The following is a 20,610-nucleotide window of genomic DNA, read 5'->3' on the forward strand; positions in this document are numbered from 1 at the left end:
CAACGGAGGCGTCATGTCGGCCACCCGCTACACCTATCTCGGCCCGGCCGGCACCTTCACCGAGGCGGCGCTGCACACGCTGCCCGAGGCGGCGACCCGGGAGCTGGTGCCGCTGTCCTCGGTGGCGCTGGCGCTGGACGCGGTGCGCGGCGGGGAGGCCGCCGGGGCATTCGTGCCGATCGAGAACTCGGTCGAGGGCGCGGTCACCGCGACCAACGACGAACTGGCCGCCGGCGCGCCGCTGATGATCTACCGAGAGGTACTGCTGCCGATCACCTTCGCGCTGCTGGTGCGGCCGGGCACCGAGCTGTCCGGGGTGAAGACGGTGACCAGCCACCCGGTGGCCCAGCCCCAGGTGCGCAAGTGGCTGGCGGCCAACCTGCCGGACGCCACCTGGGAGTCGGCGGCCTCGAACGCGGACGGCGCCCGGCTGGTCGCCGAGGGCCGGTACGACGGGGCGTTCGCGGGCGAGTTCGCGGCGCCGATCTACGGGCTGGACCCGCTGGTCAAGGAGATCGCCGACGCGCACGGCGCGACCACCCGGTTCGTGCTGGTCGGCCGGCCGGGGCGGGTCTCCTCGCCGACCGGGGCGGACAAGACCTCGATGGTGGTCTGGCTGCCGGACGACCACCCGGGTGCGCTGCTGGAGCTGCTGCAGGAGTTCGCGGTGCGCGGGGTGAACCTGATGCGGATCGAGTCCCGGCCGACCGGGGAGGGGCTGGGCAGCTACTGCTTCCTGATCGACTGCGAGGGGCACCTGTCCGAGCGGCGGGTGGCCGAGGCGATGATGGGGCTCAAGCGGATCTGTCCGCAGGTGCGGTTCCTCGGCTCCTATCCGCGCGCCGACCGGCAGGTGTCCAAGCACCGGCGGCCGGGGACGTCGGACGAGGATTTCACGGCGGCGGCGGACTGGCTCTCCCGGGCGCTCGACGGGCGCGGGGACATCTGAGCGCCTTCTCCCGTCCCTCTGGCCTTTTCCGACCGTTATCGACCGGACTGATCAAGTGCGGCGGGTGACCGGACCGTCATCCACAGGAACGTCCGACTCCGGGGGCCGCTGTCCACAGGCCTCCCCGCCGTCCACACGCTGTCCACAGCCGGAAGTTATCCACAGGCCTGGGGATGAGTCGACAAACCGGTATAGCCATTGCCCAGAACAGGTCGGATCATCGGTTTGCGTCGCAGAGATGACTAATCGGACCAGAGTCACCCGCTTGCCTGCAAATCACCCGGGCGAGTGCATCAATTCCCTCACCCGAGAAGGTTGATTGAGGTTTGAAACCTCAATTCCTTGGCTTCGTCGCGCGGAGGCCGATCCTCCCCCGCCGTCCACAACCCCGGCCCCGAGCCTGTGGATAACCCGCCTCCGGCCCGGACCCGGCGGATTCCCCACAAGGGTTATCCACAGGTTCCGGTGAGTTATCCCCAGGAGAAATCCGGTACCGGTGGAGGAACGCCCGCCCGGTACGCTTGGCCCTGTGATTGACCTTCGCCTGCTCCGTGAGGACCCTGACCGAGTGCGCGCCTCGCAGCGCGTCCGTGGCGAGGACGTCGACGTGGTCGACGCCCTCCTCTCCGCCGACGAGCGACGCCGGTCCTCGGGCAGCCGCTTCGACGAACTGCGCAACGAGCAGCGGGTGCTCGGCAAGCAGGTCGCCCAGGCCAAGGGCGAGGAGAAGACCGCCCTGCTGCAGCGCACCAAGGAACTGGCCGCCGAGGTCAAGGCCGCGGACGCCGAGCAGAGCGCGGCCAAGGAGGAGGCGGACCGCCTGCTCCGCTCCCTGGCGAACCTCATCGACCCGGCCGCCCCGGTCGGCGGCGAGGAGGACTTCGTCACCCTGGAGGAGATCGGCACCCCGCGCGACTTCGCCGCCGAGGGCTTCGAGCCCCGCGACCACGTCGAGCTCGGCCAGCTGCTGGGCGCGATCGACACCGAGCGCGGCGCCAAGGTCGCCGGTGCCCGCTCCTACTACCTGACCGGTCCCGGCGCGCTGCTGGAGCTCGCCCTGGTCAACATGGCGATCGCCCAGGCCACCGCGGCCGGCTTCATCCCGATGATCACCCCGGCCCTGGTCCGCCCGGCCGCCATGGACGGCACCGGCTTCCTCGGCCAGGCCGCCGAGAACGTGTACCACCTCCCCGAGGAGGACAAGTACCTCGTCGGCACCAGCGAGGTCCCGCTCGCGGCGTACCACATGGACGAGATCATCGAGGCCGACAAGCTGCCGCTGCGCTACGCCGGCTACTCGTCCTGCTTCCGCCGGGAGGCCGGCACCTACGGCAAGGACACCCGCGGCATCATCCGCGTCCACCAGTTCGAGAAGGTGGAGATGTTCGTCTTCACCACGCCCGAGGACGCGGAGAACGAGCACCGCCGTCTGCTCCAGTGGGAGAAGGACTTCCTCAACGCGCTGGAGCTGCCGTACCGGGTGATCGACGTCGCCTCCGGCGACCTCGGTTCCTCGGCCGCGCGCAAGTTCGACATCGAGGCCTGGATCCCGACCCAGGGCAAGTACCGCGAGGTCACCTCGACCTCCAACACCACCGAGTACCAGGCCCGCCGCCTGTCGATCCGGATGCGCGAGGAGGGCAGGACCCGCCCGCTCGCCACCCTGAACGGCACCCTGGTCGCCGTCCCGCGCACCATCGTGGCGATCCTGGAGAACCACCAGCAGGCCGACGGCTCGGTCGTCGTGCCCGAGGCGCTGCGGCCCTACCTCGGGGGGCGGACCGTCCTAGAGCCGGTCAAGTGACCTCGACCGCACACCCGATCGGTGGCGACCTGCCCTACCGGCTGGTCGCCACCGACCTCGACGGCACGCTGCTGACCAGCGCGGAGACCGTCTCCGAGCGCACCCGCGCCGCCCTGGCCGCGGCCACCGGCGCGGGCGCGCTGCACATCATCGTGACCGGGCGCTCGGCCGTCTGGGCCCGGCCGGTCTTCGACGCGATCGGCTACACCGGGATAGCGGTCTGCGGCCAGGGCGCCCAGGTCTACGACGCGGGTGCGCACAAGCTGCTCACCTCGCTCACCCTGGACCGCCGGCTCGCCGCGCTCGCGATCGAGAAGATCGAGGCCGAGACCGGCCCGCTGGCGATCGCCTCCAACCAGGACGGCCTGGACGGGCAGGTGCTGGCCGGCCCCGGCTACGAGCTGCTGATCGGCTCCGACCTCCCGGTCGTCCGGGTCGAGCGCGGCGAACTGCTCGCCTCCCCGGTCGCCAAGCTCTACATCCAGCACCCCGGCCTGACCGACGACGCCCTCGCCGAGGCCGCCCGGCGCGCCGCCGGCGACCTGGTCGGCGTGGTGATGGCGGGGGCCGGCGTGGTCGAGCTGCTGCCGCTGGGCCTGTCCAAGGCCACCGGCCTGGCCGTGGCGGCCCGCCGCCTGGGCGTGCGCGCCGTCGACACCATCGCCTTCGGCGACATGCCCAACGACGTGCCGATGTTCGGCTGGGCGGCGCACGGCGTGGCCATGGCCGGCGCCCACGAGGAGCTGCTCGCCGTCGCCGACGAGGTGACCGCGGGCAACGACGAGGACGGCGTGGCCGTCGTCCTGGAGCGCCTCTTCACCTGGGCCTAGGCGTCTTTCGGATCACTCCCCGGAACCTCCACGTTCGACGCGACGGCCGGCCACGCACGGCCCGGGGCAGTTGTAGGATGACCGGGCAAGCGGTTGTAGGATGACCGATGACCGACGAGCGGTGCACGAAGGGAGGCCCGGCATGAGCGGCGACGGCAACACCCTGCAGGCGGCCGGGCGGCGATCCCTGGTGGACACCGCCATCGACCAGCTGCGCGAGCAACTGGCCGGCGGGGCCTGGCCCGTGGGATCGCAGATCCCCACCGAACACGAGCTCGCCGAGCGGCTGCAGGTCGGACGGAACACCGTGCGGGAGGCGATCCGGGTGCTGGTGCACGCCGGGATGCTGGTCTCCCGGCAGGGCGAGGGCACCTTCGTACGGTCCACCAGCGACCCGGCGGCGGTGCTGCGCGGCGTCCAGCGCTCCGGCATCCGGGACGTCCTGGAGGTCCGCGCCGCGCTGGAGACCGAGGGCGCCCGGCTGGCCGCCCTGCGGCACACCCCCGAGGACATCCGGCGGATGCGGGCCGCGCTGGCCCGGGAGGCCGAGGTCTTCGCGGCCCACCCCGAGCGGGCGAGCCGCGAGGCCACCGTCGAGCACGACCTGGAGTTCCACACCGCCGTCGTCGAGGCCGCGCACAACCCGGCGCTGGCCGAGGTCTACCGCTACTTCGGCGCCTCCGTGCGCGAGGCGATGACCGCCGCCTTCGGCGACCACGAGATGCCCGAGGCCGTCGTGGCCACCCACGAGGCGCTGGTCGACGCGATCGAGAGCGGCGACCCGGACCGCGCCGAGACGGCCTGTCGCGCGCTGCTCGCCGAGCCCACCGCCGCCGTCGAGCAGCTGCTCGCGGCCATCGCGGCCCGGAAGTAGGACGGCGAGCCCCGCTCCGTCCGTTCCGCGGCCGGCGCCCGTCCCCGTCGTCCGTGTCTCCCCTGATCCACGAAAGAACAGCACCCCCCATGGCCGTCACCCGTGCCCAGCAGCCGGTTGCCACCACCCCTGCCCCGCTCCCCGTCCGCACCCGGCTCGCCCACCCCGTCCTGCTGCTGGCAGGCATCGTGCTGGTCGCGCTGAACATGCGCGCCTGCCTGGCCGCGGTCTCGCCGATGGTCGCCGAGATCCAGCGGACCTTCGGCCTGTCCGCGACCGCGAGCGGGCTGATCACCACCGTCCCGGTGCTGTTCCAGGGCGTCGGCGCGCCGCTCACCCCCCGGCTGACCCGCCGGTTCGGCGCCGAGCGCGTCGTCCTCGGCGCGGTGCTGGTGCTGGGCGCGGGCGTGCTGCTGCGGGTGCTGCCCTCGGTGTTCGCGCTGTACGCGGGCTGCGTGGTGATCGGCGTGGCCATCGCGGTGCTGAACGTGTCGATGCCGGGCCTGGTCAAGCGGGAGTTCCCGGACCGCGCGGCGACCATGACCGGCGTCTACTCGACCACCATGCTGGTCGGCGCGACCCTCGCCGCCGGCACGTCCGTCCCGCTGGAGCACGCGCTCGGCGGCGGCTGGCGGGCCTCGCTCGGCGCCTGGTCGCTGCTCGCGCTGGTCGCCGCGGTGGCCTGGCTGCCGCAGGTGCTGCGCTCCCGGCAGGAGAAGTCCGCGGTCGCCGCGGCCGCCCAGCCCGGCAAGCCGATCGAGGGCCTCTGGAAGTCCCCGCTGGCCTGGCAGATCAGCCTGTTCATGGGCATCTCGTCGCTGCTGGTCTACACCCTGGTCGCCTGGATGCCGACCATCCTGGCCGACCACGGCATGGACCGCGGGCAGGCCGGCCTGGTCTTCGCCTTCTCCAACCTGGTGCAGGTCGCGGGCGCCTTCCTGGTGCCGCTGATGGCCGGCCGGATGACCAGCCAGCGCGCGCTGGCCGTCACCATGGCCGTCCTGAACGGGCTCGGCATCGCCCTGCTGCTGGTCGCCCCGGTCTCCGGCGCCTGGGTGTCGGCGGCCATCCTCGGCGTGGCCCAGGGCGGTTCGCTGGGCCTCGGCCTGGCGTTCATCGTGCTGCGCACCGGCACCGCGGGCGGGGCCGCCCAGCTGGGCGGGATGTCCCAGGCGATCGGCTACCTGGTCGCCGCGGCCGGTCCGGTCGGCGCCGGCGCACTCCACCAGCTGACCGGGGGCTGGGAGGCCACCCTGGTGCTGATGCTGGTGCTGGTCACGGTGGTCGGCGCGGCGGGCTTCGGCGCGGGGCGCAACCGGACGCTGTAGGAACGCCGGCTACTCCTCGGCGGCGAGGGTCAGCCCGGCGAGCTTCACCGAAGCCAGCACGCTCGCCCCGACGGTGACCACCAGCAGCAGCGGGACGGCCGCCCCGAGCGAGACGTCGGCGCCGACCGCCGCGTCCCCGGCCACCGCCTCGGCGACCGCCCGGCCCCACTGCTGAACGCTCAGCGTCCGGGCGCCCTGGACGAAGTTGCCGATCAGCGACTCCCAGACCAGCGCGTACGCCAGCCCGGCCACCACCGCGTGCCGGGTGACCACGCCGAGCAGCAGGAACAGCGCGCTGTAGGCGGCCCCGGCCACCAGCACAGCCACGGTGTAGCCGAGCGCCACGCCGTCCCGGGTGCCGTACAGCAGCAGCCCGGCGAGCAGGGTCGGGACGGCGGCGAACACCCAGGTGGTGCCGATCGCGACGGCCAGCTTGGTGGTGATGATCTTCCAGCGGGGCAGCGGCTTGGCGAGCAGGTAGACGATCGAGCCGTCGTCGATCTCAGTGGCGATCACGCCGGTGCCGATCACCAGCCCGAGGATCGGGACGAGGGTGCCGAGGTCCAGCTGGCCGAGGATCTTGACGGTCAGGCCGTGCGCGTCGCCGTCCGACCGGCCGGCGATCGCCGAGACGATCAGCAGCAGGACGGGCGCCACCAGCAGCAGGGCGCCGCGGCGGCGGCCGAGCAGGCCGCGCAGGGTCAGCCTGGCGACGGTCGGGTTCATGGTCGGTCGGCCCCTTCCTGGGTCCGGGTTTCGGTGGGGGTCAGGCCGGGCGTCACGCGGAGACCAGGTACGAGAACACGCTCTCCAGCGACTCGTCCGCCGGGGACACGGTGTACAGCCGGATGCCGGCCTCCCGGGCGACCCTGGGCAGCAGGGTGGTGAAGCCCTGGAAGTTCACCGCCTCGATCCGCAGCGCCCGCTCCCGCTCGTCCACCTCGATGCCGGTGGTCGAGCCGTCGGCGATCAGCGCGGCGGCGAGCCGGCGGTCGTCGCTGGAGCGGACCAGGTAGCGGTGCGGGCGGTCGGTCATCAGCCGCCGGATCCGCCGGAAGTCGCCCGATGCGGCGTGCCGTCCGGCGACCACCACCTCGATGTGCCGGGCGAGTTGCTCGACCTCCTCCAGGATGTGGGAGGAGAACAGCACCGTCCGGCCGTCCGCGCCGAAGCGGCGCAGCAGCTCCATCAGCTGCAGCCGCTGGCGCGGGTCCATTCCGTTGAAGGGCTCGTCCAGCAGCAGCACGGCCGGGTCGTGGACGAGCGCCGAGGCCATCTTGACCCGCTGCTTCATGCCCTTGGAGTACGTCCCGGTGCGGCGGTCCTTCGCGTACGCCATCTCGACCAGGTCCAGGGCGCGCCGGGCGGCGGCGCCGGGCTGGGGCAGGCCGTGCAGTTCGGCGTTGGCGAGGACGAACTCCCAGCCGGTCAGGTAGTCGTACATCGACTCCCGTTCCGGGACCAGGCCGATCTGCCGGTACACCTGCTGGTTGCGCCAGATCCGCGCGCCGTCCAGGGTGACCGCGCCGCTGGAGGGGTCGAGGAAGCCGCTCATCATGTGGATGAGGGTGGACTTGCCCGCGCCGTTGGGGCCGAGCAGGCCGGTGATGCCGGGACCGATCGACATCGTGATGTCGTTGACCGCGACCACGTTCCCGAACCAGCGGGAGACCTTGTCGATGGTGATGGTGGCCATGCCGCCCTCTCAGACGTCTCACTGAACACTGCGGTTGATCAGACGCGGCTGTAGCGGCGCAGCAGGAGCCGGTACGAGCCCGCCACCATCGCCACCGCGACCAGGGCGAACACCAGGGTGCCGAACGCCCCCGGGGCGTGCCGGCGGTCGATGCCGGAGCCGAGGTCGAACACCTCGTTGACCAGCGCCTCCACCAGGCCGTTCGGCGAGATCAGCGCCGTCCACTGGGCCGCGTCCGAACCGCCCGGGCCGGGGCCGCTCATGCCCACCACGACCGCCGCGACCGTCGAACTCACCGCCAGGTAGCCCATGATGGCGGCCACTCCGAAGCCCCGGCGCGGGGTGCTCGCGGCGATCACCAGCGCGACCGAGGTCGGCACCAGGGAGTACAGCACGGCAGCCGCCAAGCCGTGGAGGAACTGGCCGGTGTTGTGCCCGAAGTCCATCCCGGCCAGCAGTGCCCCGAGGTACAGCACCAGCAACGGCGCGGCCATCAGCAGGAGTTGGGCGCAGGCCATGGCCGCGAACTTGGCCCGGACGTAGTCGGCGCGGGTGATCGGGCGGGAGAAGTAGAGCGGGACGGTGTGGTACCGGAGGTCCCGGGAGAGCAGCACCGGCGCCTGTGAGGCCAGGAAGATCGACACCACCAGGCCGAGGTCGGCGAGGTAGCCGGCGTACTCGACCGGCAGCTCGTCCCGCTTCATGTACACCGCGACCACGACGAAGATCATCGCCGGGGCGGTGACCACGCCCAGCAGCAGCATCGGCAGCACCTTGGACCTGCCGGAGCGGCCGAGGCCGTAGGCGGCGCGCAGGCTCTGGACGAAGAGTGAGCGGGCGGCGTGGGCGCGGCCGAGGCGCGGGCCGGTGTAGCCGCGGTAGCCGATGTCGTGGATGACGCCGGTGTCGGCGGCCCTGGCGTCAGGAGGCTGCGGCATCGTCCGTACCTCCCCTGGTGCTCGCGTCGTCGTGGTCGGTGAAGAGTTCGGCGACCCGGTGCCGGCGCTGCTCCAACCGGACCAGGCCGAGGCCGAGTTCGGCGACCGTGTCGCGGATGGTGTCGTAGGTGTCCTCGCCGGCCAGCCGGACCAGCAGCAGGTGCGAACCCTCCGGCTGGACGTCCAGCCCGGCGGCGGTCAGCCGCTCCCGCACGGCGGCGCCCGGCTCCGCGACGGCGTCCTGCGGGAAATCGGTGACCTCGACCGCGAGGACGGCCGTCGCCTCGGTGAAGGAGGCGGTGGAGGAGGAGCGGAGCAGCTTGCCGCCGTCGATGACGACCAGGTGGTCGCAGGTCCGCTCCAGTTCGCCGAGCAGGTGGGTGGTGACCAGCACCGAGATCCCGAAGTCGGAGTGGACCCGGCGGATCAGCCCCAGCATCTCGTCCCGGCCGGCCGGGTCCAGGCCGTTGGTCGGCTCGTCCAGCAGCACCAGCTCCGGGTCGTGCACCAGTGCCTGGGCGAGCTTGACCCGCTGCTTCATGCCGGTCGAGTAGCCGCCCATCGGGCGGTACCGCTCCTCGTAGAGGCCGACGTGCCGCAGGGTGTCCGCGGTGCGCTCGCGGGCGGCGGTGGCGGGCAGCCCCGCCATCCGGGCCATGTGCACCACGAACTCGGTCGCCGAGACGTCCGGCGGCAGGCAGTCGTGCTCGGGCATGTAGCCGACCCGCTCGCGGATCTCCGAGCCCCGGGTGGCGATGTCCAGGCCGAGCACCGCGCCGCGGCCCGAGGTCGCCGGGGCGAGCCCGAGCAGGATCTTGATCAGGGTGGACTTGCCCGCCCCGTTGGCCCCGACCAGCCCGACGACCCCGGGCTGCACCTCGACGGTGAGCCGGTCGAGCGCGGTGACCCGGGGGAACCTCTTGGTGAGGTCCTCGGTCTTGATGACAGCAGTGGACACGCCCTCAACGTAACGGGCTTGCGCCGCAAGGGGCATGAGCTGGAATGACGAGGTCCTCTACTGCCGCGGGATGACGCCGGGCCCCTCCCCCCTTAGGGGTCCGGGACAGCCCGGGGCCCGGCGTCACCTGCGCCACCCGGTCAGGAGCTCGGACGCTCCCACATCTCGGTGACCTTGCCGGAGGCGTCGATCGCGACCTTGTAGTCGCCGGTCGAGCAGGGGTAGAAGCCCTTCTCGTTGCCGGGCGTGGCGATGCACTCGTTGATGTGCTTCGCCAGGTCGGCGGCGTTGACGTCCTTCGGCGCGGCGACGACCGACTTGAGGTGGCCCTTGACGGTGGGCGCGAACTGCGCGGTCTTGTCGGCGCCCGTCGGCTCGTGGGCGACGTCGTCGATGCCGCAGGCGTCCTTGGACTCCTTGTAGACCAGGGCCGTCGCGCTGGTGCCCTTCTGCACGATGACCCACTTCTGCCCGGCGGGCAGCGGGCCGCTGGTGCAGAAGCCCTCCGGGGCGCCGTCGGTGGGCTTGCCGCTCGGCGCGGGCTTGGCGGTGCCGGAGGCCGGGGCCCCGGTGACGGGAGCTCCGGTGGCCGGCGCGGTGGCCGGGGCGGCGGTCGCACCGGCGGTGCCGGCGCCCTGGTCGGAGGAGTCGTCCGGGCCGCAGGCGGCGAGGCCGAAGGCGGCGGTGGCGACCAGAGCGGTGGCGAGCAGCCTCCTGGAAACAGACATGACGAAAGAACCCCCGTTTAACGCGTGATCAGAAAAGGTGCGGCGGACAGATTAGCGCCTCCCACCCCCCGCCCTCCTCGAACGGCCACCGGCCGCCCCCTCGCCGAAGGCTCGCAACCGGTCCGTCCGGTTAGGGTCGGGGGCATGCGGCCGAGCACCGTGATCCTCCCCATCCACCGGTGGACCGAGGGGGAGAAGATCTGGCGGCGGGCCGAGGACCTCGGCTTCCACGCCGCCTACACCTACGACCACCTGTCCTGGCGGTCGTTCCGCGACGAGCCGTGGTTCGGCTCCGTCCCGACGCTGACGGCAGCGGCCACGGCCACCGAGCGGGTCCGCCTCGGCACGCTGGTGACCTCGGTCAAGCCTCGTTCACCCATCACAGCTTGACCTGCGCAGCAGGCGGAGTGGTGAAGGTCGACGGGCGGTCCGTCAACCATGGCGGGACCGCAGGCCGTTGTGCCTGCGGCCCCGCTCAGGGGGTCGGGATCTCAGGAGGGATCGCCGTACTGGAGACCGCGTCCGTTGGTGCCGACGTACACCCGGCCGAAGGTGTCGGGGTCACCGGTGACGATGCGCTGGCCGGCGAAGTTGCCCCACTGGTGCGCGTCGTCGTTGATCCGGAGCCAGCTCGCGCCCTGATCGGTGGAGCGGAAGACGCCGGCGACGCCCTTGACGGTGCCGATCAGGTACAGCGCCTGGTACGAGGTGCCCGGTGCGGCCTTGCCGAAGCCGACGGCGGAGGCGGACTCCACCGAGGACAGCTTGGTGAAGCTGCGGCCGCCGTCGGTGGAGTGCAGCAGACCCGTGCCGTCGCCGGCGAGCCACAGGTCGCCCGCGACGCCGGGGACGGCGCTGAGCTTGCCTCCCGGCAGGTTGGCGGAGCGGGCGGTGAAGTTCGCGCCGCCGTCGGTGCTGGCGTAGAGCGTGCCGTTGTTCAGCGAGTAGAAGGTGTTGGCCGAGGACCGGTCGGCGACGACCACGGCATCGTTGCCGAGGCCGTTGACCCTCGACCAGCTCGCGCCCCGGTCGGTGGAGCGGTACGGGGCCTGGCCGGCCTCGGTCCAGACGAAGCTGGAGCCGTCCGCCGCGATCGCGATGTGGCCGCTGTCCGCGCTGGGCACCGGCTCGCCCTTGAAGCCGTTCCAGGTGTGGCCGCCGTCGGTGGAGAGGGCGCCGTCCTGCGCGCCGCCCCGGCCGACCCGGACCACCAGCGAGGGGTTGGACTGGGCGAAGTCGAGGGAGGTGCTGTTGTAGATCGTCGGGTTGGTCAGCCGCCCGGTGGGCTCCTTCGTCAGGTCGTCGTACACGAAGCCGCCCTGGTCGCCCAGCGCGGTGATGAGGGCGGCGGCGCCGGGCGGGGAGACGGCGTCGTAATACGCCGTCTCCTCCAGCCCGCGGGCTCCGACGAACCAGTGGCTGGTGCCGCCGTTGTCGGTCGCGTTGGCGTCCTTGCTGGCCCAGATGCCGTTGCCGGTGCCGTACATCACGTGCCCGGAGTCGAACGGGTCGATGCTCAGCGCGGTCATCCAGTGCCCGATGCCGGTGCCGAGGTACGGGGCGATGGAGGCGTCCCGCACGGACCTGTCGGACTGGGTCTTCCAGGTCGCACCGCCGTCGGTGCTGCGGTAGACCTCGTCCTGCGGCCACCAGCGGTCCAGCGTGGTGACCATCACCGTGGACGGCTTCTGCGGGTCGACGGCCAGACCGCCGAACCCGTAGTTGCCCTGGGACGGCGAGATGTTCTTCCACGCCCCGCCGGAGGTGTTGTACTTCCACACCGAGCCCGCCGTCACGCCGTTGGGCCCGGGGGCGTTGCTGTACGTCAGGTACAGCGAACCGTCGCCGGAGAGCACACCGTGCTGCGGCACCTGGCCGGTGGGCTGCCCGGAGACCGCGTGCCAGGAGTTGCCGCCGTCGGTGGACCGGTACAGGTTGGTGGACCTGTCGGCGACGCCGACGTAGATCGTGTTGCTGCCGGCCGGGCCGTAGGTCACGAAGGAGATGCCGGTGCCGAAGCTCGCGCCGTCCTTGACCGGGAACGAGGAGACCTGGTTCCAGGTCACACCGGCGTCGGTGCTGCGCCACAGGCCGTTCTTGCGGGTGCCCAGCAGCAGGTGGTCGTGGTTCGCGGGGTCGATCACCAGGCGCTCGCCCGCCCCGCGGCCGTCCTCGTTGCCGCCCAGCTTGAACGGCAGGTCGGTGCGCTGGAAGGTGCGGCCGCGGTCGGTGGAGCGCAGGATCGAACCGTTGCCGGCCCAGTCGTTGGTGTAGGTGCCGGCCGCGAGGTAGAGCCGGTCCGGGTCGACCGGATCGGTGGCCAGCGACTCGATGCCCAGCAGGTTCCAGTCCTTCTGACCGATCCAGTCGGTCAGCGGGATCCACTCCTCGGCGCCGGTGTCCCAGCGGTACGCGCCACCCATGTCGGTGCGCGCGTACAGCAGGCCCTTCTCCTTCTGGTTGAAGATCAGGCCGGTGACGTAACCGCCGCCCGCCACCGGGGCGTTCTTCCACACGTACGAGCCGGAGCCCTGTGCGCCGCCGGCCCCGGGCACCTTCACCAGCTTCCACTGCTGGTTGGCACCACCCCACCCGGGCCACTGGATGATCTGCGTGCCCTGGGCCGTGGAGTTGCCCGTGACGTCCAGGACCTGACCGCTCTTGCGGGAGGTGAAGGTGACGGCGTCGGACCCGCTCACATCGCCGATCCGCCACTGCTGGGAGGCGGAGGAGCGGTCCGTCTGCTGCTCGGCGACAGCCCCCTGGCTGGTCGAGTCGCCCGCTATGCCCAGCACCTTGCCACTGTTGCGGTTCACCAGCTCGTAGTAGCCGTCCCCGGTGGACTTCAGTTTCCACTGCTGGTTGGCGGTGTTCTGGTCGGCCCACTGCTGGATCCGGGTGCCGTCGGCGGTGGAGAAGGCGTTGACGTCCACCACCTGGCCGCTGCGTACCGAGACCAGCCTGTAGTAGGCATCGCCGTCGACCGTCGCGGCCTGGGAGTCCCCGTGTACGAACACGAAGTACGACCCGACGGTGAGGGACACACCGAGCACCAGCGCTGTGGCGCTCAGGCGACGGCGGTGACGCCCGCGGCGCCTGCCGTTCGTGGGGTTGCTCATGGGTGGACGTTCTCCTTGCGAACTGTGCACGAGGGGACGGGTGGATCCGGCCACGGGCTGGCCGGATCCACTCCCTTGTGGTCGCAGGGCCCGCAAAGGGTTGCCGCGAGCCGGGAACTTCTTGACGGGAATCTTCCGCCCCGATCACGGCAACCTTTGTGCGCGCGACGCCTACCAGTGGGGCCAGTGGCCGTGGAACCCCCGGCCGCGCGCCGTCCGGGGTCCCCTCTCGCGTGGCCGGTCGCCGGAACCCTCACCCGACCGTGTCCACGCGTAGGGTCGGGATCATGCGACTGAGCACGGTGATCCTCCCCATCCACCGGTGGAGCGAGGGACAGAAGATCTGGCGACGGGCCGAGGACCTCGGCTTCCACGCCGCTTACACGTACGACCACCTGTCGTGGCGGAGCTTCCGGGACGAGCCGTGGTTCGGCTCGGTGCCGACGCTGACGGCGGCGGCGTGTGCGACCGAGCGGATCCGCCTCGGCACGCTGGTGACCTCGGTCAAGCCTCGTTCACCCATCACGGGCTGAGCTGTCCGACGCCCGGCGCTCATAGTCGGCCCGAGCCGCGTTCACCTCGTTGATGTACCGCTCCGCCCAGTCCCGTACCGCACCGAGTGGGGCCTCCAACGTCCGCCCCAGTTCCGTGAGGCGGTACTCGACCTTGGGCGGCACGGTCGGGTGGACCGTGCGGCTGACGAGCCCGTCGCGCTCCAGGCTCCGCAAGGTCTGCGTGAGCATCTTCTCGCTGATGCCGTCGATGGCCTCGCGCAGTTCGCTGAAGCGCAGCGTTCCGTCAGCCAGGGCGCCGACGATCAGAGCGGTCCACTTGTCGGCGATCCGGTCCAGGGCCGAACGGGACGGACATGGTGCGCTGTACGCGTCGGCCGGCTTGCCGTCCGGCAGCCAGGCCAGGACCCGGCCGGGAGTTCCCGGCCGAGGACGGCGGTCACGGGTGGCGGGCATGCGCATACGTTAACCAACCGATCCGCTCGGCGCTCGCGTGTGCGTCAGGTGCTGCGGACTCCATGACGAAGTGTCATCGGACAGTCGCCGCGCTCCGACCGTGCCCGACCCGTAGGTTCGCCTCGGCGTCGGGGCCGGCGGCCCACACCCGCCGCAGCACGGGAGGGACGACCCGCCCGAAGACGTGCCCCGCGAAGTGACCGCCGGCCAGGATCGTGTTTCCGTCCCCGAGCTCTTCGAGGAGCCGGGCGCGGGTGCGGAGACCTTGCTCCGGATCATCGTCGAACACGCACGTCCAGTGGCTCTGAGTGATCTGCACCTGGCAGTGCATGATGTCGCCGAGGACGATCAGGCGTCGGCCGTCAGCACCGGACGGATCCGTGACGATCAAGCTGCTGTGGCCCGGTGTGTGCCCCGGCGTGGACAGGATCCGCACACCGGGGGCGATCTCCTCGCCGTCCGTGACGAAACCGATCACACCGCCCAGTGGATCCTGCACGGCCTTCGAATCCGGTCCGGGGAACGTCCCGCGGCCTTCCCAGTGCCGCCACTCCGCCTCGCTCACCAGGTGCCGGGCCGCGCGGAACGTCAGCCCGTTGACCTCGCGGCCGTCAGGGAAATGCGGCCCCGGAGCGACATCGCTGGTCCACCCGACGTGATCGTGGTGCAGGTGGGTGTAGACGACAGCGTCCACGTCGGTGGGTGAGAGGCCCTCGGCGGCCAGGTTCCGCACCAGCGCGCCGGCCTTGAACGACGCCACGTCGGGAATCGCGAAGTCGACGTTGCCCAGGCCAAGGTCGACCAGGACGGACCGCCCGCCGGCGCGAATCAGGAACGAACCGATGCTGACCGGGAACCAGCCACGCTCGTCGAGGAACTCCGTGTGCGTCGCCCAGCCGCCCGGCACGCTGGAAGGAAAGAACGCGGCCGGATTGAGCCACCCCTCCCCGTCGGGTAGATAGGTCACCGTCGTCTCACCGATGGCGATCTGGGCGCGGAGTGCGGGCTGGACCATGGTTCTCTCCTCGACAGGCTGTCACGCTCGGGCACGGCCGGGAGGCCGCGGCCCTCGTTACTGACTATCGGAGAGTGACAATCTGCTGGGAAGTACGCACTTGCAAGTGCGTCCCCCGCAGCGCGGTGACGGGGTGATCGTGATGTGCGTACCTCCCCGGATGCAGCCAGCTCACTGGCCTGCTGGACAGGGTCGAGGAACAATCGAGAGTTGCGCGCTGACCGCTTCCGATGTCGCCGCAGTTCACTCGAAGCCTCACCCATCAGAGCGCTGCACGTAGGGTCGGCGTATGCGACTGAGCACCGTGATCCTCCCCATCCACCGGTGGGCCGAGGGGCAGAAGATCTGGCGGCGGGCCGAGGAACTCGGCTTCCACGCCGCGTACACCTATGACCACCTCTCCTGGCGGAGCTTCCGGGACGAGCCGTGGTTCGGTTCGGTCCCGACGCTGACGGCTGCCGCGACGGCGACCGAGCGGATCCGGCTCGGCACGCTCGTAACTTCGGTCGAGCCTCGTTCACCCATCGCAGCCTGACCTGTGGACGGATCGCATCCGATCGACCTTTCATCGGTGCTGAGCACCGCCCCGCACACCCCGCGTGACACTCCTCACCCTCAGCCCTGGTACCGGCACGCGAGGCTATGCCATGTCGTGAGCCCCGCCCTACAACTGACCTGCGGTGACGTCGAGGCGGACCTTCGCAGCGGGCGCGGTGCGTCGGAAGGGGAAGCTCATGTTTCTTTCGATTCTTCCTTGCGCTAACGGGAACCTGACGGGCCATGCTGATGTCTCTCGAAGGGGCGTGCGCATGTAATGAGCCGGGGGGCGTGGCATGGCGATCGAGTTGCCGCATGACGTGGTGACACTCCTGAACCTCATCGGGATCAAGTGGCCGACGGTGAACGAGGACAAGGTCCGCGATTTCGCGCACCACGTCCGGCAGTTCGCCAAGGACGTGGAGGCCACCCACGGGCACTCCAGCGCGACGGTCAAGCAGGTCGGCGAGTCTTACGAGGGCGAGTCCTACGAGGCGCTGGCGAAGAAGTGGGCCGCGGCCTCGAACGACCACTTCGACGAGATCGTGCAGGCCTGCCACACCGTGGCGACCGCGCTGGACGTAGCGGCGGACACGATCGTGGCCGCGAAGGTCGCGACGATCGCCGAACTGACCGTCCTGGCAGCCGCGTTCATCGCCGACCAGGCCGCCGCCGTGGCGACCTTCGGCCTGGCCGAGGTCGCCGTCGTCGCGATCGAGGAGACCGCCAAGCGCCTCGTCAACGCCCTGGTGCAGCAGCTGGAGCAGCACATCATCGCGGAGGTCATCGAGGCGGCGATCAGCCCGCTGATCGACACGGTCTCCGAGGCGGTCACCGGCCTGGTCTTCGAGGCGGCCGCCGCGGGCGCGAACAGCGCCGGCAGCGGCTACAAGATCGACCCGGCAGGCCTGGAGGCCCACGCCCGCACCATGCACGAGCACGCCCAGGCCGTCGCCACCCATGCCGAAACGTTCCGGACCAAAGTCGCGGCGGTGAGCTTCGAATGAGCAACCCGATCGTCAAAGCCCTCCAGCACAGCGCCCAGAAGCTCGGCAAGGCCCTGGCCGACGACGCGGGCAAGGCGATGAAGGGCTTCTACCGCAAGACCGGCACCCACCTGAAGCAGGTCGCCCACAACACCCGCCAGGCCGAGGCCAGGCACGCCGCCGAGATGGACAAGCTCCTCAAGGGCGGAGGGAAGGACCTCCCCCACCCCGGCACCGGCGGCACCGCCCGCGGCGGCGCCCGCGGCGGCGACTACCACCCGAAGGGCCGCGGCCGCGAACAGGTCCGCGACCCTCGCACCGAGGGCCGTGCGCACGACTCCCGCTGCGGCGGTGGTGAGCCCGTCGACATGGCCACCGGCCGGATGTACATCGACCAGGTCGACGCCTCCCTCCCCGGCTCCCTCCCGCTGCTGTTCACCCGCAACTTCGAGTCCGGGTATATCGCGGGCCGCTGGATGGGCCCCAAGTGGGTCTGCACCTTCGACGAACGCCTGGAGATCGACACCGAAGGCGTCGTCCACATACGCGCCGACCGCATCACCCAGGCCTACCCCCACCCCGAACCCGGCGAGACCGTCGAGGCCATCGCCGGCGAGCGCCGCCAACTGCGCCTGGCCACCGGCGGCTACCACCTCCGCGACCGCTCCACCGGCATCGTCCGCGATTTCACCACCGCCGCCGGCGGCACCGAAGCCCTCCTCACCCGCGTCCGCGACCGCCACGGCCGCCAGTACACCCTGAACTACGACGAGGACGGCGTCCCGCTCTCCATCACCCACTCCGGCGGCTACGAACTGCGCGTCACCGTCGACGCCGACCGCATCACCGCCCTGCGCCTGGCCAACGCCACCGAGACCGGCGGCGAAGCCCTGCTGCTGCGATACGGCTACACCGACGGCCACCTCAGCGCCGTTTACAACTCCAGCGGCAAGCCCATGCGCTTCGCCAACGACGCGAGCGGCCGCATCCTCTCCTGGACCGACCGCAACAACTCCCAGTACCTGTACGCCTACGACCGCCTCGACCGCGCGGTCGACGAGGGCGGCGCCGACGGCACCCTGCGCTTCCACTTCACCTACGGCGCCCCGGACCCCGAAACCGGTCTGCGCACCCACACCGAGACCAACGCCCTCGGCCACACCACCACGTACACCGTCAACGACCACGCCCAGATCACCGCGATCACCGACCCCCTCGGCCACACCACCGCCTACGAACGGGACGAGTACGACCGCCTCCTCACCGAGACCGACGCCCTCGGCCGCACCACCCGCTACGAGTACGACGGCGCCGGGGACCTCATATCCGTCACCCGCCCGGACGGCGAACAGACCACCGCCGTCTACCTCGACCAACTCAGCCTGCCAGTCCAGATCAGCGAGCCGGACGGGTCGGTGTGGCGCCACACCTATGACGAGGCCCGCCTCCGTACGTCCCTCAGGGACCCGACCGGCGCGGTTACTTCCTACGGCTATGACGAGCTCGGCCACCTTGCCTCGGTCACCAACACGCTCGGCAACACGGTGCGGGTGTCCTGCAACCCGGCAGGGCTTCCTGTCGAGGTCACCGATCCGACGGGCGCGACAACCCGCTTCGAGCACGACGCGTTCGGACGCACGGTTGCAGTCACCGATCCCATCGGGGGTGTGACGCGGATGACCTGGACGGTCGAGGGGCGCCTGAATACACGTACCGCCCCGGACGGGTCCACCGAGACGTGGACCTACGACGGCGAGGGCAACGTGCTGACCCACACCGATGCGCTGGGTCGGATCAGCACGTTCGAGTACACGCACTTCGAGACCCTCGCCGCCAGCACCGGGCCCGACGGTGCCCGCTACGCGTTCGACTACGACACGCACATGCAGTTGGTCGCCGTCACCAATGCCCTCGGCCAGGTCTGGAACTACACCTACGATGCGGCGGGGCGGCTGGTCGCGGAGAGCGACTTCAACGGGCGGTCCGTCACATACGAGCTGGACCAAGCCGATCAGATCGCCTCCCGCACCAACCCCATGGGTCAGCGGATCAGCTACACCTATGACCTGCTCGGCCGAATAGCGGCCAAGGACACGCCCGACGGCACCACCAGCTACTGCTATGACGCCGCAGGCCGCCTGATCCGGGCCGTCAGCCCGGATGCGGAAGTTGTGCGCACCTATGACCGACTGGGACATCTGCTCACCGAGTCGGTCAACGGACGCACCCTCACACACACGCGAGACATGCTGGGACGGCGGACGGAGCGCACGACGCCCGACGGGCATGTCAGCGCTTGGACATACGACGCCGCCGGGCGGCCGATGACCCTGGCCACCGCAGGCGGAAGGGTCAGCTTCTCCTATGACCCTGCCGGACGCGAGCAGCAGCGGATGTACGACGAGCATCTTGCCCTCGTCAACACCTGGGACGCGCGGCACCGCCTCACCGGCCAGGTCCTACACAACGGTGATGCGAATCCGGGGACGATCCTCCAGCAGCGGACCTATACCTACCGCGCGGACGGCAACCTCAGAGCGGTCGATGACCGGCTTTCCGGCTCCCGCACCTTCGATCTCGACGCAGCCGGCCGGGTCACCGGAGTCCGGGCCGAAGGCTGGAGCGAGAGCTATGCCTACGACCCGGCGGGGAACGTGACCGAGGCTGACTGGCCAGCCACCGGCAGCACCTGGGCCGCGGTCGGCGCCCGGACTTTCGAGGGCACGCAGCTCGTCACCGCCGGCCGTATCCGCTACGAGTACGACACCGCTGGACGCATCACCCTGCGGCAGAAGACCCGGCTGTCTAAGAAGCCGGACACCTGGCGCTACCGGTGGGACGCCGAGGGCCGTCTCACCCAGGTGACCACACCCGATGGCACGCGGTGGCGATACCTCTACGACCCCTTCGGACGTCGCATCACGAAGCACCGCATGGGCACCGATGGTGCCGCTGTCGAGGAGCGCATCGACTTCACCTGGGACGGTCCGGTACTCGCCGAACAGACCACGCATGCGCCCTACCTCCCGGGCCCGCACACCCTCAGCTGGGATCACGAGGAGCTTCACCCGCTCGCCCAGAGCGAGAAGATCACCACTTTCGCGACAGCCGACAGTCCGCAGGACCGGATCGACCGCCGGTTCTTCGCCATCGTGACCGACCTCGTTGGCACCCCGAAAGAGCTCGTCGACCCGAGCACGGAAGCCGTTGCGTGGCGTGCCACGCACACCCTGTGGGGACACACCACCTGGCCCGCAGACAGCGCCACCTACACCCCGCTGCGCTTTCCGGGCCAGTACTTCGATCCGGAGACCCGTCTCCACTACAACGTCAACCGGTACTACGATCCCGAAACCGCTCGCTACACCAGCCCGGACCCGCTTGGCCTGGCTCCGTCCCCGAATCCCGATGCGTACGTCCACAACCCGCACACCTGGGCCGATCCTCTGGGGCTGTCGACCCACCAACACGATGATCTCCTCCAGGCGGTGAAGCTGGAGGCCGACAAGGGGACGAAGGTGAGCCCCTCGAGGATGCGGCCGGTGGCTGCGGAAGGCCTCAAGCTGCCGAACGGACAGATCAAGACCAGCCCGAGCGTCAGGGGCGCCGCGCCCGTCCTGCATTCTGATGTCCAGGCGGTTCTGAACACGGTCCCCGCGGAAGCGCGCGGCGACGGGCACGGCAAGTGCGGACTTCCCGTACTCCTCTCGGACGCACTGAACAACAAGATCGATCCGACCGGGTCCACGGCAGCTGCGATGATCATCCGTAGCAATACAGAGCACCCGAAGCACGGCCACCCGATCGGGCCGTGCAAGAGCTGCCGAGCTCTCAGTGAGCACTACAAACTCGATTTCATTACGGACGACGGATTGTGAGT

15 protein-coding genes and 3 pseudogenes are annotated in these 20,610 nt (G+C 70.7%); 10 read left to right on the forward strand and 8 right to left on the reverse strand.

Annotation, left to right across the window (positions count from 1 at the left end; genetic code table 11):
* The first annotated feature begins 13 nt into the window (after positions 1-13).
* The 5 genes from pheA (at position 14) to ACFV1W_RS05975 (ending at position 5,785) form a co-directional block, all read left to right on the forward strand.
* Positions 14-949 carry a prephenate dehydratase gene (gene pheA, locus ACFV1W_RS05955; RefSeq protein WP_380413703.1) on the forward strand — a complete coding sequence of 312 codons (936 nt, stop codon included), beginning with the start codon at positions 14-16 and terminating at the stop codon, positions 947-949.
* 529 nt (positions 950-1,478) lie between these two features.
* The gene (gene serS / locus ACFV1W_RS05960) at positions 1,479-2,753 is read left to right on the forward strand and encodes a serine--tRNA ligase (protein WP_380413518.1); all 1,275 of its coding nucleotides are present in this window, start codon (positions 1,479-1,481) and stop codon (positions 2,751-2,753) included.
* The gene (locus tag ACFV1W_RS05965; protein ID WP_380413520.1) at positions 2,750-3,583 is read left to right on the forward strand and encodes an HAD family hydrolase; all 834 of its coding nucleotides are present in this window, start codon (positions 2,750-2,752) and stop codon (positions 3,581-3,583) included. Before serS ends, ACFV1W_RS05965 begins: the two co-directional genes overlap by 4 nt.
* Positions 3,584-3,725: 142 nt before the next feature.
* A complete protein-coding gene (locus ACFV1W_RS05970) occupies positions 3,726-4,457 on the forward strand; it encodes a FadR/GntR family transcriptional regulator (RefSeq protein ID WP_380413521.1) in 732 nt (243 codons plus the stop codon).
* An 89-nt stretch (positions 4,458-4,546) separates the two neighbouring features.
* A complete protein-coding gene (locus tag ACFV1W_RS05975) occupies positions 4,547-5,785 on the forward strand; it encodes a CynX/NimT family MFS transporter (RefSeq protein ID WP_380413523.1) in 1,239 nt (412 codons plus the stop codon).
* A 9-nt stretch (positions 5,786-5,794) separates the two neighbouring features.
* On the opposite strand, the gene ACFV1W_RS05980 is transcribed toward ACFV1W_RS05975, so the two are convergent.
* From ACFV1W_RS05980 to ACFV1W_RS06000, 5 genes are all read right to left on the reverse strand, one after another.
* Positions 5,795-6,511: an ABC transporter permease gene (locus ACFV1W_RS05980; RefSeq protein ID WP_380413524.1), complete on the reverse strand. Its 717-nt coding sequence runs from the start codon at positions 6,509-6,511 to the stop codon at positions 5,795-5,797.
* 52 nt (positions 6,512-6,563) lie between these two features.
* Positions 6,564-7,481 (reverse strand): ABC transporter ATP-binding protein, encoded by a 918-nt coding sequence (locus ACFV1W_RS05985; RefSeq protein ID WP_380413525.1) that lies wholly within the window; start codon positions 7,479-7,481, stop codon positions 6,564-6,566.
* A 38-nt stretch (positions 7,482-7,519) separates the two neighbouring features.
* Complete coding sequence (locus tag ACFV1W_RS05990; RefSeq protein WP_380413527.1) at positions 7,520-8,419, reverse strand: ABC transporter permease; 900 nt, start codon at positions 8,417-8,419, stop codon at positions 7,520-7,522.
* Positions 8,403-9,413 carry an ABC transporter ATP-binding protein gene (locus ACFV1W_RS05995; protein ID WP_380413529.1) on the reverse strand — a complete coding sequence of 337 codons (1,011 nt, stop codon included), beginning with the start codon at positions 9,411-9,413 and terminating at the stop codon, positions 8,403-8,405. Before ACFV1W_RS05995 ends, ACFV1W_RS05990 begins: the two co-directional genes overlap by 17 nt.
* 104 nt (positions 9,414-9,517) lie before the next feature.
* On the reverse strand, positions 9,518-10,105 hold the full coding sequence (locus tag ACFV1W_RS06000) for a hypothetical protein (RefSeq protein ID WP_380413531.1): 588 nt from the start codon (positions 10,103-10,105) through the stop codon (positions 9,518-9,520).
* A 144-nt stretch (positions 10,106-10,249) separates the two neighbouring features.
* On the opposite strand from ACFV1W_RS06000, the pseudogene ACFV1W_RS06005 reads away from it, so the two are divergent.
* A pseudogene (locus ACFV1W_RS06005) lies at positions 10,250-10,489 on the forward strand (LLM class flavin-dependent oxidoreductase); the annotation flags it as partial.
* A 107-nt stretch (positions 10,490-10,596) separates the two neighbouring features.
* On the opposite strand, the gene ACFV1W_RS06010 reads toward ACFV1W_RS06005, so the two are convergent.
* Positions 10,597-13,224 carry an RICIN domain-containing protein gene (locus tag ACFV1W_RS06010; RefSeq protein ID WP_380413533.1) on the reverse strand — a complete coding sequence of 876 codons (2,628 nt, stop codon included), beginning with the start codon at positions 13,222-13,224 and terminating at the stop codon, positions 10,597-10,599.
* Positions 13,225-13,511: 287 nt separating this feature from the next.
* Between ACFV1W_RS06010 and ACFV1W_RS06015 the strand changes: the two are divergent.
* Positions 13,512-13,751, forward strand: a pseudogene (locus ACFV1W_RS06015) (LLM class flavin-dependent oxidoreductase); the annotation flags it as partial.
* Here ACFV1W_RS06015 and ACFV1W_RS06020 read toward each other — a convergent pair.
* Both ACFV1W_RS06020 and ACFV1W_RS06025 read right to left on the reverse strand, forming a co-directional pair.
* Positions 13,740-14,192: a helix-turn-helix domain-containing protein gene (locus ACFV1W_RS06020; protein WP_270145478.1), complete on the reverse strand. Its 453-nt coding sequence runs from the start codon at positions 14,190-14,192 to the stop codon at positions 13,740-13,742. The pseudogene ACFV1W_RS06015 and the gene ACFV1W_RS06020 sit on opposite strands and share 12 nt — an antisense overlap.
* Before the next feature lie 73 nt (positions 14,193-14,265).
* Positions 14,266-15,207, reverse strand: coding sequence for an MBL fold metallo-hydrolase (locus tag ACFV1W_RS06025; protein ID WP_380413534.1), 942 nt, complete (start codon positions 15,205-15,207; stop codon positions 14,266-14,268).
* A gap of 289 nt (positions 15,208-15,496) precedes the next feature.
* On the opposite strand from ACFV1W_RS06025, the pseudogene ACFV1W_RS06030 reads away from it, so the two are divergent.
* The 3 genes and pseudogenes from ACFV1W_RS06030 to ACFV1W_RS06040 all read left to right on the forward strand — a co-directional run.
* Positions 15,497-15,733: pseudogene (locus tag ACFV1W_RS06030) on the forward strand (LLM class flavin-dependent oxidoreductase); the annotation flags it as partial.
* A gap of 307 nt (positions 15,734-16,040) precedes the next feature.
* On the forward strand, positions 16,041-16,751 hold the full coding sequence (locus tag ACFV1W_RS06035) for a WXG100 family type VII secretion target (RefSeq protein ID WP_380413536.1): 711 nt from the start codon (positions 16,041-16,043) through the stop codon (positions 16,749-16,751).
* Positions 16,748-20,608: an RHS repeat-associated core domain-containing protein gene (locus ACFV1W_RS06040; protein WP_380413538.1), complete on the forward strand. Its 3,861-nt coding sequence runs from the start codon at positions 16,748-16,750 to the stop codon at positions 20,606-20,608. Before ACFV1W_RS06035 ends, ACFV1W_RS06040 begins: the two co-directional genes overlap by 4 nt.
* Positions 20,609-20,610: the final 2 nt, after the last annotated feature.

The organism is Kitasatospora sp. NPDC059648, assembly GCF_042734825.1.
In the GTDB taxonomy this organism is placed as follows: Bacteria; Actinomycetota; Actinomycetes; order Streptomycetales; family Streptomycetaceae; genus Kitasatospora.

Coding starts and splice junctions, on each gene's coding strand:
- pheA (WP_380413703.1), top strand. CDS start 14: ATGTCGGCCACCCGCTACACCTATCTCGGCCCGGCCGGCACCTTCACC.
- ACFV1W_RS05970 (WP_380413521.1), top strand. CDS start 3,726: ATGAGCGGCGACGGCAACACCCTGCAGGCGGCCGGGCGGCGATCCCTG.
- ACFV1W_RS05975 (WP_380413523.1), top strand. CDS start 4,547: ATGGCCGTCACCCGTGCCCAGCAGCCGGTTGCCACCACCCCTGCCCCG.
- ACFV1W_RS05980 (WP_380413524.1), bottom strand. CDS start 6,511: ATGAACCCGACCGTCGCCAGGCTGACCCTGCGCGGCCTGCTCGGCCGC.
- ACFV1W_RS05985 (WP_380413525.1), bottom strand. CDS start 7,481: ATGGCCACCATCACCATCGACAAGGTCTCCCGCTGGTTCGGGAACGTG.
- ACFV1W_RS05990 (WP_380413527.1), bottom strand. CDS start 8,419: ATGCCGCAGCCTCCTGACGCCAGGGCCGCCGACACCGGCGTCATCCAC.
- ACFV1W_RS05995 (WP_380413529.1), bottom strand. CDS start 9,413: ATGCCCCTTGCGGCGCAAGCCCGTTACGTTGAGGGCGTGTCCACTGCT.
- ACFV1W_RS06000 (WP_380413531.1), bottom strand. CDS start 10,105: ATGTCTGTTTCCAGGAGGCTGCTCGCCACCGCTCTGGTCGCCACCGCC.
- ACFV1W_RS06010 (WP_380413533.1), bottom strand. CDS start 13,224: ATGAGCAACCCCACGAACGGCAGGCGCCGCGGGCGTCACCGCCGTCGC.
- ACFV1W_RS06020 (WP_270145478.1), bottom strand. CDS start 14,192: ATGCCCGCCACCCGTGACCGCCGTCCTCGGCCGGGAACTCCCGGCCGG.
- ACFV1W_RS06025 (WP_380413534.1), bottom strand. CDS start 15,207: ATGGTCCAGCCCGCACTCCGCGCCCAGATCGCCATCGGTGAGACGACG.
- ACFV1W_RS06035 (WP_380413536.1), top strand. CDS start 16,041: ATGGCGATCGAGTTGCCGCATGACGTGGTGACACTCCTGAACCTCATC.
- ACFV1W_RS06040 (WP_380413538.1), top strand. CDS start 16,748: ATGAGCAACCCGATCGTCAAAGCCCTCCAGCACAGCGCCCAGAAGCTC.